This is a genomic window from Corallococcus llansteffanensis, assembly GCF_003612055.1.
GTDB lineage: Bacteria > Myxococcota > Myxococcia > Myxococcales > Myxococcaceae > Corallococcus > Corallococcus llansteffanensis.
In genome coordinates this window covers 20885-31313 of sequence record NZ_RAWB01000037.1, presented here as the reverse complement: position 1 = coordinate 31313, position 10429 = coordinate 20885, and the positions used below count along the sequence as shown (strand labels likewise).

Genomic DNA, 10429 nt, shown 5'->3' with positions numbered 1-10429 from the left:
TCCCGCCCCCGCTGCCCCAGGCCTTCCTGGCAGCGGCTAGACGTTAACGGTGCCGTCCGACATCTGGGCGAAGCCGGGGTGGGCGGTGACGTGCAGCACCTGCGTCAGCGTGCCCAGGTGCTTGAGCATGCGCGCCACGAGGGGCAGCTTCGCCTCGTCCACGCCGGTCAGCACGTCGTCCAGCAGGAAGGGCCGCTTCACGCGCGCGCAGGTCTTCTCCACCACCGTCATGCGCAGCGCCAGGTAGTACAGGTCCAGGTCCTTGGGGGGCAGCTCGCCCACCGGGATGCGGCTGTTGGCCGTGAGGGCGAAGGCGTTGCCGTCGCGGTCCCACTCCACGCCCTGGTAGCGCCGGTCGGTGAGCGCGGTGAGGTACTGCACGCAGCGGTCCTTCAGGAGCGCCTGCACCGACAGGAGGTCGGAGGTGAGCACGTCCGCGGCCTGCGCCAGCACCAGCGGGGACGGGTCCTCCAGCGGATCCACCAGCGCCGGAGCCTGCCCGGGGGCCACGGCGACCGGGACCGGAGGCGCCTTGGCCAACGCGATGGACTCCTTCAGGCGGCCCAGCTCCCGCTCCACCTCGCGCAGGTCGCGCACGTAGGTGCCCTTGGCGGTCAGCTCCGCGTTGAGCGTCTCCTGCTCCGCGCGCATCTCCTGCCCCTGGCGCAGGGCGTCCTGGTACTCGGGCGATGACTCGAACTCCTCCAGCTGGGTCTGCAGCTCCCCCAGGCGGATGCCGAGCAGGTCCTTGCGCTCCAGCGCGGGGGCGATCTCGTCGAGCGTCTCCACGTTCAGGGCCTTGATGGCCATGCGCACCGGCGCGTCCTCGAGCTCGAACTCGTCGAGGATCTTCTTCTCTCGCGCGCCCTTGCGGTTGTCCTTGGTGCCCCGGCGCGTGGCCTTCTGCAGGTCATCCACGTACCGCAGCGCCATCAGCGCGGCCGTCCCGAAGGCCGGGATGTTGAGCAGCGCCACGTAGCGCCACATCGGGCCCACGGTGAAGCCCAGGCCCACGCTGACGCCCAGGAAGAGCACGCCGGACCCCAGGCCGCCCCAGAAGTACCGGTTCTTCGTGAGCGGCGGCACGTGCACCACCACGTCCTCCAGCTCCGGGTCGCGGTCCGTCTCCAGCCGCGCCAGCGCCTCGTCCCGTCGCGCCACCGCCTTCGGGTGCCGCTTCACGCGCGAGAGGATGTCCTGCGGCAGGCCCAGCGACTCCGGCGTGGGCGCCGCGCGCCACGCGGCCTCCGCTTCCGCGATGGCCGTCTTGAGCCCCTCGCCGCCCTTGAGCTTCGAGTCGGCCTCGAAGATGAGCGACGACAGCTCGTCCACCTTGAACTGGAGCTGATCCACCTCGCGCGAGACGACGACCTCCTTCTCCAGCGCCTTCACCTTCGCCTCGGCGGCGGGGATGTCCTCCGCGGGCTGCACCGCGCTGGCGGTCGCGAGCGACGGCGTGCTGCCAGAGGCCTTCGCGGCGGCCACCTTGGGCGAGGCCTTGCGGGGCCGACGCGAGGGCAGCATCACCAACTGGAGGCAGTACACCTGCTCGAAGGTGGTGCGCGGCGGCAGGCCCGCCTGGCCGCGCAGGTACTGGTTGATCTCCCCCGTGTCCGAGGACATCAGCTCCGGCTGGCTGGTGGTGGGGTTGAGCCGGTGCAGCGACCCGGAGCCGCCCAGCTCGCGCAGCACCCGGTACGTCATCCCGTCCTGGCCCACGAACGTCAGCGCGGCCTTGCCGGAGCGCCCGCCCGAGCCCACGAAGCTGGAGTCCCCGCCCCGGCCATCCGAGTACAGCAGCGACAGTGACAGCCCCGCCAGGGGCAGCACGTCCGCCGTCGGCGGCTTGAGGATGAGGTACCCGGTCTTCAACGGGAAACGGCCGGCGGGAGAGAACCCGCGGACGTTCTGGATGGCGACCTCGACGAAGTGCATGGCGTGCGCAGTCTAGCCCGAACGAAAAAAGGAGCGTCCAGTGACGGACGCTCCTTCTCGCACGCGGCCACGAAGGCCGCGAGAGGGTTTCTGGGGACCTACTAGCCCTGGGCGGCGGCGGCGGCGACCTTGGCGGCCTTCTTCGCGGCGCGCTCCGGATCCACCTGCACGTCGACGCGAGAGGCCTTGCCCTTCAGGTCGCGGAGATAGAAGAGGCGCTTGCGGTTCACGTCACCGCGGGTGAGGACCTCGATCTTCTCGTAGCGGGGGCTGTGCAGCGGGAAGATGCGCTCCACGCCGACGCCGAAGGACATCTTGCGCACGGTGAACGTGGCGCGGTTGGTGCCCTTGGTCTTGCGGATGACCACGCCCTCGAAGGCCTGCACGCGCTCCTTCTCGCCTTCCTTGACCTTCCAGTGGACGCGAACGGAATCACCCGTACGGAACTGGGTGAGGTCCTGGCGCAGGAACTTGTTTTCGACGTGCTGAATGAGGCTGCGGCGCATGACGACTCCAAAAAGCGGAACTTGACGCGTAGGACGCGTGGAAAGAGCGGGCCGTACTAGCAGAGACGGCCGTGTCGGACAAGCCCGCTTCGAAGGGTTCCGCGAGGACGCGCAGGGTTACAACTCTTCCTCACCCCTGGCGAGCAGTTTCTGATCCGCCTTGCCGAACTCCAGGCGCGAATACAGATCCGGGCGGCGCTCCTGGGTGAGCTTGATGGCCTTCCAGCGGCGCCACCGTGCGATCCTGGCGTGATCGCCGGACTGGAGGACGGCCGGCACCTCGACCCCCCGGAAGACGGGCGGCCGGGTGTAGTGCGGGTACTCCAGCAGGCCCTCCTCGAAGCTCTCCGCCACGGAAGACGCCTCGTTGCCCAGGACGCCCGGCACCAGCCGCGCCACCGCGTCCACCACGGCCATGGCCGCGACCTCCCCGCCGGTGAGGACGAAGTCGCCCAGGGACACCTCGCCGTCCAGGAACGGCATCACCCGCTCGTCCACGCCCTCGTAGCGGCCGCAGACGAGGATCAGCCCGGCCTCGTGCCGCACCAGCTCGCGCGCCGTGGCCTGGTTGAAGACGGGCCCGCGGGGGCTCATCAGGAGCGCCTTCGCGCCCGGCAGTCGCGCCCGCGCCGCTTCGATGGCGGCCACCAGGGGTTCGGGTTTCATCACCATCCCGGCACCGCCGCCGTAGGGCGAGTCGTCGGTGACGTGGTGCTTGCCCACGGCGTGCTCCCGCACGTCGGAGATCGTGACGGAGAGCAGCCCCTTCTCCTGCGCCTTCCCGAGGATGCTCGCTCCCAGGTAGCCAGACACCATCCCCGGAAACAGCGTGAGGATCTCCACGGGGTAGCTCACCCCGCGTCTCCGTCGTCGCGCCCCTCGACCTCCAGGTATTCGGGGGGACGGATCACGATACGCCCCGCCGCGATGTCCACCGACGGAACAAACTCGTCCGCGAAGGGCACCACCAGCTCGGGACGTCCGGGGGTACGGATCACGAGGTTCGGAACCTCGCCGGTGGCCCAGACCTCCTCCACCGTGCCCAGCGCCGCGCCCTGCTCGTCCACGGCGGCAAGCCCCACGAGGTCACCCTGGAAGAACTCGCCCTCCTCGGGCGGCTCCAGGTCCTCGCGGTAGACGAGCACCTTCGAGCCCACCAGCGCTTCGGCGGCGACGCGGGTGTGCACGCCCTCGAAGCCCAGCAGGTCTTCCTTGTTCGCGGGGCGGTAGGACTCCACCACCATCTCGCGCTCCTCACCGGAGCGCAGACGCAGGCGGACGCGCTCGAGGGTGCCGAGCGTCTCCGAGGCGGGGTCGAAGCTGCGGACCGCCACCTCGCCCTTGAGGCCATGCGCACGGGCCACGTAGCCCAGCTCCAGACACGGCGACGCGTTCACCGGGCAGCGTCCGGAGCAGGCGTCGCCGGCGGGGAACCCGGGGCGCGCCGATCATCGAGAATCTCCAGGCGGACCTTCTGGCCCTGCTTCTGGGCGGCGACATTGAGCAACGTCCGGAGGGCATTCACGGTGCGCCCATCACGGCCGATGACCTTGCCGACGTCCTCGGGGGCGACCTTCAGCTCATAGAGCTGGCCGCCATCCGCCTCGGAGATGCGCAGGGCGACCTGGTCCGGTTGATCGACCAGGGCCTTCGCCAGATACGTGAGCAGCGGCTCCACGTCTTGTCCAGACGGGGGCGGGCTCAGGCGGTGGTCGCCGGGGCCTGCTTCTTCGCCGTCTTGATCAGGTCCGCGACCGTCTCCGAGGGCAGCGCGCCGCTCTTGAGCCAGTAGTTCAGCCGCTCCTCGTTGAACTGCACCTTCGCGGGGCTGTGGTTGGGGTCGTAGGAGCCGACCTGCTCCAGGAACTTGCCGTCGCGCGGGCTGCGCGAGTCGGTGGCAACCACGTGGTAGTACGGCATCTTCTTGGCGCCCGCGCGGGCAAGACGGAGGACAACGGCCATGGAAATCTCCAGCGAACAGGTGACTTCAACTACAACAGGCGGAGGGGGGCGCTCTTAGCGCCCCTACATCGGGATTGTCAAGGAAGCTCGGGTGCTTATGTCACGTCGGCGCTTCCGCGGTCGCTTCGCCCCGGTTGGCGAGCTGTCCACAGGCGCCTGCGATGTCCCGGCCCCGGTTCCTGCGAATGTAGGCAGCGACGTGCGCCTCGGCGAGGATCGCGCGGAACTCCTCCGCCCGCTCCTCCCCGGTGGTCTGGAACCCCAGGCCGGGGTTCTCGTTGTACGGGATGAGGTTCACCTTCGCCGGGATGTCGCGCAGGAGCTCCTTGAGCCGGTGCGCGTCCTCGTCGCTGTCGTTGAACCCCTTGAGCAGCACGTACTCGAAGGTGATGCGCCGGCCCTGCCGCAGCGGGAACTTGCGGCACGCGTCCAGCAGCGCCGCGATGTTCCACTTGCGGTTCACGGGCATCGTCTTGCTGCGCTGCTCGTCCGTGCTGGCGTTGAGCGAGATGGCCAGCTTGACGTCCGTCTCCGCGCCGAAGCGCTCGATCATCGGCACCAGGCCCACGGTGGAGACCGTGATGTGCCGGTGGCTGAAGTTGGGGCCCTCCTCGGACTGGAGGATGGCGAGCGCCGTCTTGAGGTTCTCGAAGTTGTGCAGCGGCTCGCCCATGCCCATGAACACCAGGTTCGTGAGCGGACGAAGCGTCTCCAGGGACTCGTTGCGCCGCACCTCGCGGTTCACCGCGTGCACCTGGGCGACGATCTCTCCCGCCGTCAGGTTGCGCTTGAGGCCCAGCGTGCCCGTCATGCAGAAGGTGCACGCCATCGCGCAGCCCACCTGGGTGGACACGCAGAGCGTCTTGCGGTCCTCCGAGGGCATGTAGACGGACTCGATGAAGCGGCCGTCGCGCGTCTTGAAGCGGTACTTGATGGTGCCGTCGACGCTGCGCTGCTCCAGGTCCTTCTCCAGCGGGACGATCTCCGCCTGGGCCTTGAGCTTCTCGCGCAGGCTCTTGGAGAGGTCCGTCATCTCCTCGAAGGACGTGGCCCCGCGCTGATGGATCCAGCGATAGAGCTGGGAGGCGCGGAACGGGCGCTCGCCCAGCTGCTCGCTCAGGAACAGCGCGAGCTTCTCACGGGACAGGCTGGCCACGTCGACCAGCTTGGCGGGCGTCGGCGCCGGCAGGGGCTCGGTGACGGGAAGAACTGTGGCGGTGGGCTCGGACATCGTTCAGTCAGGCCTAACGGAAGGCAGCGGGGCGTGCTTCCCACAAGAAGGCACGGCAAGTCAAAGGAGGGCACGCCCCCTTCCCCGCCTATCCCTTGGAATCGTGGTGCTCGGCGGTGCCGCGCTTCCAGTAGCCCGTCACCCGCATCCACTCCTTGTTGAGACCGCGCTCGCCCATCAGGTGTTCCCGGATGGACTTGAGCGACGTCGCCTCGCCGGCCACCCACACGAACCCCTCCCCGGGGGGCTGGGTCCAGGCGCGCAGTGCGTCCTCCAGTTGCCTGGTCGTCCCCGCCTCCGCGCCGCCCCGGTGCAGCCAGGTGAGCGTCACGTCCGCCCGGCTGTCGATGCGCTGCTCCTCCGACGCGTCCGCCACTTCGATGAACGCGAACGCGCGCGCCCCCGCGGGCAGCTCCTCCAGCCGGCGCGCGATGGCCGGCAGCGCGCTCTGATCCCCCGCGAGCAAGTACCAGTCGAAGTCGTCGGCCACGTCATGGGTGCTGCGCGGGCCGCCAATGCCCAGGAAGTCGCCGGGCTTCGTGCGCTCGGCCCACTGCGACGCGGGCCCTTCGCCGTGCAGCACGAAGTCGATGTCGAGCTCCCCCGCCTCCGCATCGAAGCGGCGCGGCGTGTAGTCGCGCGACGCGGGCTTCGCGACCCCTTCCGGCATGGCCAGCCCGTTGGGGCCCACCACGGGCATGTTCGGACGCTTCGCCCCCGGCTCCGCGAAGAAGACCTTCACGTGGTCGTCCGCGCCCGGCGTGCTGAAGCCCTCCAGCTCCGGGCCGCCCAGCGTCACCCGCACCATGTGCGGCGTCAGCCGCGTCACCCGCTTCACCTCCAGCAGCCGCAACTTCACCGGGAATGGCCCCCGGCGACCCACGCGCTCCGACCCATTGCTCATGCACTCATTCCTGTCGATAGTGATTTGCATTATCGATATCAGGCGACCTGCCGGTGAGCAACCGGAACGGGGTGGGCGGCCGGCCGAAAAGACGACGGCCCGGGCCTGCGCCTTCGAGGGGCGCGGGCTCCGGGCCGGAGTCCTGTCCAGCGCTGGGGCTGGATGAAGCGTTACGCCGAGTACGTCTGGATCTCGGTCTCGCGGAAGAAGTACGCGATCTCGTTCTTCGCGTTCTCCAGGCTGTCCGAGCCGTGGACCGTGTTCTGGTCGATGCTCTTGGCGAAGTCCGCGCGGATGGTGCCCTTGTCGGCCTTCTTCGGATCCGTCGCGCCCATGATCTCGCGGTTGGCGAGGACGGCGTTCTCACCCTCCAGCACCATCAGGACCACCGGGCCGGAGATCATGAAGGAGACCAGGTCCTTGAAGAAGGGCCGGGCCTTGTGGACGGCGTAGAAGCCTTCAGCTTCCGTCTGCGACAGCTGCTGCAGGCGGATGGCGACGGGCTTCAGGCCCTTCTCCTCGAAGCGGGAGATGACCTTGCCGATGACGTGGCTCTTCAGCCCGTCCGGCTTGATGATGGACAGCGTGCGCTCGATGGCCATGGAATTGAGTCCTCGTGTGGGTTCGCGGGGATGATGGTTCAGCGGTTCTTCTTGGGGGCGCCGCGCTTGACGACTTCCTGCAGCGTGGTGCCCAGCTCGGCGGGGCTCGCGGCCATCAGGATGCCCGCGGCCTCCATCGCCTTGATCTTCTCCCCGGCCGTGCCCTTGCCGCCGGAGATGATGGCGCCCGCGTGGCCCATGCGCTTGCCCGGGGGCGCGGACTGACCGGCGATGAAGCCGGCGATCGGCTTGGTGAACTCACGGGCCACGTACTCCGCGCCCGCCTCCTCGGCGCTGCCGCCGATCTCACCGATCATGATCACGGCGTCCGTCTCCGGATCCGCCTGGAACAGCTTCAGCACGTCCACGAAGTCGGTGCCGTTGACGGGGTCGCCGCCGATGCCCACCGCGGTGGACTGACCCAGGCCCAGCTGCGTCAGCTGGTGCACGGCCTCGTAGGTCAGCGTGCCGGAGCGCGACACCACGCCGATGCGGCCCGGCTTGTGGATGTGGCCCGGCATGATGCCGATCTTGCACTTCGCGCCGGGGGTGATGACGCCCGGGCAGTTGGGACCGATGAGCCGCACGCCCTTGCCCTGCAGGTAGCGCTTGGCGCGGATCATGTCGTTGACGGGGATGCCCTCGGTGATGGTGATGATGAGGGAGATGCCCGCGTCCGCGGCCTCCATGATGGAGTCGGCGGCGAAGGGCGGCGGCACGAAGATGACGGACGTGTTCGCGCCCGACTGCTTCACGGCGTCGGCCACCGAGTTGAACACGGGGACCTTGCCCTCGAAGTCGGTGCCGCCCTTGCCCGGCGTGACACCGCCCACCAGCTTCGTCCCGTACTCCAACATCTGCTTGGCGTGGAACGAGCCCGCCGAGCCGGTGATGCCCTGGACGAGGACCTTCGTGTTCTCGTTGACGAGGATGCTCATGGCGTTCCTTCAGGAAAAGAGTGCGCGACGACTACTTGATCGCCGCCACGGCCTTCTCAGCCGCCTGGCGCAGGTTGTCCGCGGGGGTGATGGCGAGCCCGGAGTTGCGGAGGAGGTCCTTGCCCTTCTCCACGTTGGTGCCCTCGAGCCGCACGACGAGCGGGATCTTGAGCTGCACTTCCTTGGCCGCCGCGATGATGCCCTCGGCGATGACGTCGCACTTCATGATGCCGCCGAAGATGTTGACGAGCACCGCCTTGACCTGGGGATCCGCGAGGATGAGCTTGAAGGCCGCCGTCACCTTCTCCTTGTTCGCGCCACCGCCCACGTCCAGGAAGTTGGCCGGCGCACCGCCCACCAGCTTGATGGTGTCCATGGTGGCCATGGCCAGACCCGCGCCGTTCACCATGCAGCCGATGTTGCCGTCCAGCGCGATGTAGGCCAGGTCGAACTCCTTGGCCTGCGTCTCACGGGGCTCCTCTTCCGCGACGTCGCGGTACTCCAGCAGGTCCTTGTGCCGGTAGAGCGCGTTCTCGTCGAACGTCACCTTCGCGTCGAGCGCCACCACGCCGCCATCCTTCAGGATGACCAGCGGGTTGACCTCCACGAGCGCCGCGTCCGTCTCCATGAACATCCGGTAGAGCGCGGAGCAGAACTGCACGAACTTGTTCACCGTGGGGCCCGTGAGGCCCAGCCCGAAGGCCAGCTTGCGGCCCTGGAAGTCCAGGAAGCCCACCGCCGGGTCCACCGACTCGCGGAGGATCTTCTCCGGGTGGTGCTCGGCCACTTCCTCGATCTCCACGCCGCCCTCGCGGGACGCCATGAAGGTGATGCGGCTGGTGGCGCGGTCGAGCGTCACGCCCAGGTACAGCTCCTGGCCGATGGCAAGCCCTTCCTCGATGTAGACCTTGTGGACCGTCTGCCCTTCCGGGCCGGTCTGGATGGTCTTGAGCTTCATACCAAGCATCTGCTTGGCCAGCTCCTTCGCCTCCGCAGGGCTCTTGGCCAGCTTCACGCCGCCGCCCTTGCCGCGGCCGCCCGCGTGGATCTGCGACTTCACGACGACGACGGGCGTGGCCAGCGACTTCGCCGCGGCCTCCGCCTCGTTGGGAGAGAGCGCGAGGATGCCGCGCGGCGTGGGCACGCCATACTTCCGGAAGAGTTCCTTGCCCTGGTACTCGTGGATCTTCATCGAATCTCCGGGTGGGACGAGGGGAGACGGGGACGGCCCGGACGGGGCGTCAACGCCGGCCCTCATTGCGCAGAAAACGACGCTTGGCAAGGCCGTTTGGCCTCCAGCGTCGTCGCAGGACACCTGCCCTGCCCCGGACATAACCCCCGGTGTCCGGGAGGATGAGCCCACCTACAGCGCCCGGCCGCACGGCCATGGGATGGCCCGCCCGGAGCCAGGGCGGGCGTGCGCGCGCGGAAACGACCGCGGCCCCGCCCAGCGCCCGGTGGAGGGGCGCTGACACGGGGCCGCGAGGAAGCGCGAAGGGACGCGGGAGGACTACCCCGGACCGCTCGACGCCTTCTGCTCCTCTTCCTTGAAGAAGATGTCCTTGATCATCAGCTTGGTCACCTCGCGGTTCATCACCGCGATGGAGGTCGTGAGGGGGATCTCCTTCGGGCAGACCTTCACGCAGTTCTGCGCCTTGCCGCAGTCCTGGATGCCGCCGGGGCCCATGAGGGCGCGCGTGCGCTCCTCGGCGTTCAGCTTGCCCGTGGGGTGCATGTTGAACAGGCGGGCCTGGCTGATGGGCGCGGCGCCGATGAAGTCGTTGTCCAGCGTCACCTGGGGGCACGCCTCCAGGCAGCTGCCGCAGGTGATGCACGTGGACAGCACGTACATCACGGAGTGGTCCTTCTGCGACTGGCGCGGGCCGGGGCCCAGGTTGTACGTGCCGTCGACGGGGATCCACCCCTTCACGCGCTTGAGCGACTCGAACATACGCTCGCGGTCCACGGTGAGGTCGCGCACCACCGGGAACTTCTTCATCGGCTCCAGGGTGATGGGCTGCTCGAGCTTGTCCACCAGCGCGGAGCACGCCATGCGCACCCGGCCGTTGATGTTCATCGCGCAGCTGCCGCACACCTCTTCGAGGCACGCGGCGTCCCAGATGACCGGGGCGACCTTCTTGCCGTCCGAGGTGACGGGGTTGCGCTGGATCTCCATCAGGCAGGAGATGACGTTGGCGCCCTTGCGATAGGGGACCTTGAACTCGTCGAAGTGGCCCGGCTTGTTCGGGTCGTCCTGCCGCCAGATGCGGAAGGTGACGGTCTGGGTGCTGACGGCGCTGGCCTGTGCGGTGTCCATGGTGCTCGAGCCCTTCCCTTCACTGCCAATTCAG

At 68.6% G+C, this 10429-nt stretch carries 12 protein-coding genes; all 12 read right to left on the bottom strand.

The window, feature by feature from the left end:
* Positions 1-36: 36 nt before the first annotated feature.
* Complete coding sequence (locus tag D7V93_RS05890) at positions 37-1935, bottom strand: ATP-binding protein (protein ID WP_120642431.1); 1899 nt, start codon at positions 1933-1935, stop codon at positions 37-39.
* 101 nt (positions 1936-2036) lie between these two features.
* Complete coding sequence (rplS, locus tag D7V93_RS05885; protein WP_120642430.1) at positions 2037-2441, bottom strand: 50S ribosomal protein L19; 405 nt, start codon at positions 2439-2441, stop codon at positions 2037-2039.
* A 117-nt stretch (positions 2442-2558) separates the two neighbouring features.
* On the bottom strand, positions 2559-3296 hold the full coding sequence (gene trmD, locus D7V93_RS05880) for a tRNA (guanosine(37)-N1)-methyltransferase TrmD (protein ID WP_120642429.1): 738 nt from the start codon (positions 3294-3296) through the stop codon (positions 2559-2561).
* A complete protein-coding gene (rimM, locus tag D7V93_RS05875) occupies positions 3293-3838 on the bottom strand; it encodes a ribosome maturation factor RimM (RefSeq protein ID WP_120642428.1) in 546 nt (181 codons plus the stop codon). Before rimM ends, trmD begins: the two co-directional genes overlap by 4 nt.
* Complete coding sequence (locus D7V93_RS05870) at positions 3835-4119, bottom strand: KH domain-containing protein (RefSeq protein ID WP_120642427.1); 285 nt, start codon at positions 4117-4119, stop codon at positions 3835-3837. The genes rimM and D7V93_RS05870 overlap by 4 nt, the downstream gene beginning before the upstream one ends.
* Positions 4120-4142: 23 nt before the next feature.
* On the bottom strand, positions 4143-4403 hold the full coding sequence (gene rpsP / locus D7V93_RS05865; protein WP_014397299.1) for a 30S ribosomal protein S16: 261 nt from the start codon (positions 4401-4403) through the stop codon (positions 4143-4145).
* A gap of 100 nt (positions 4404-4503) precedes the next feature.
* A complete protein-coding gene (gene rlmN / locus D7V93_RS05860) occupies positions 4504-5634 on the bottom strand; it encodes a dual-specificity RNA methyltransferase RlmN (protein WP_120642426.1) in 1131 nt (376 codons plus the stop codon).
* Between the two features lie 88 nt (positions 5635-5722).
* On the bottom strand, positions 5723-6538 hold the full coding sequence (locus D7V93_RS05855) for a siderophore-interacting protein (protein ID WP_120642425.1): 816 nt from the start codon (positions 6536-6538) through the stop codon (positions 5723-5725).
* A 170-nt stretch (positions 6539-6708) separates the two neighbouring features.
* Positions 6709-7140: a nucleoside-diphosphate kinase gene (gene ndk, locus D7V93_RS05850; RefSeq protein WP_120610708.1), complete on the bottom strand. Its 432-nt coding sequence runs from the start codon at positions 7138-7140 to the stop codon at positions 6709-6711.
* A gap of 38 nt (positions 7141-7178) precedes the next feature.
* Complete coding sequence (gene sucD / locus D7V93_RS05845) at positions 7179-8078, bottom strand: succinate--CoA ligase subunit alpha (protein ID WP_120642424.1); 900 nt, start codon at positions 8076-8078, stop codon at positions 7179-7181.
* 31 nt (positions 8079-8109) lie between these two features.
* Positions 8110-9270, bottom strand: a complete 1161-nt coding sequence (gene sucC / locus D7V93_RS05840) for an ADP-forming succinate--CoA ligase subunit beta (RefSeq protein WP_120642423.1) — start codon at positions 9268-9270, stop codon at positions 8110-8112.
* A gap of 318 nt (positions 9271-9588) precedes the next feature.
* Positions 9589-10395, bottom strand: coding sequence for a succinate dehydrogenase iron-sulfur subunit (sdhB, locus tag D7V93_RS05835; protein ID WP_120642422.1), 807 nt, complete (start codon positions 10393-10395; stop codon positions 9589-9591).
* Positions 10396-10429: the final 34 nt, after the last annotated feature.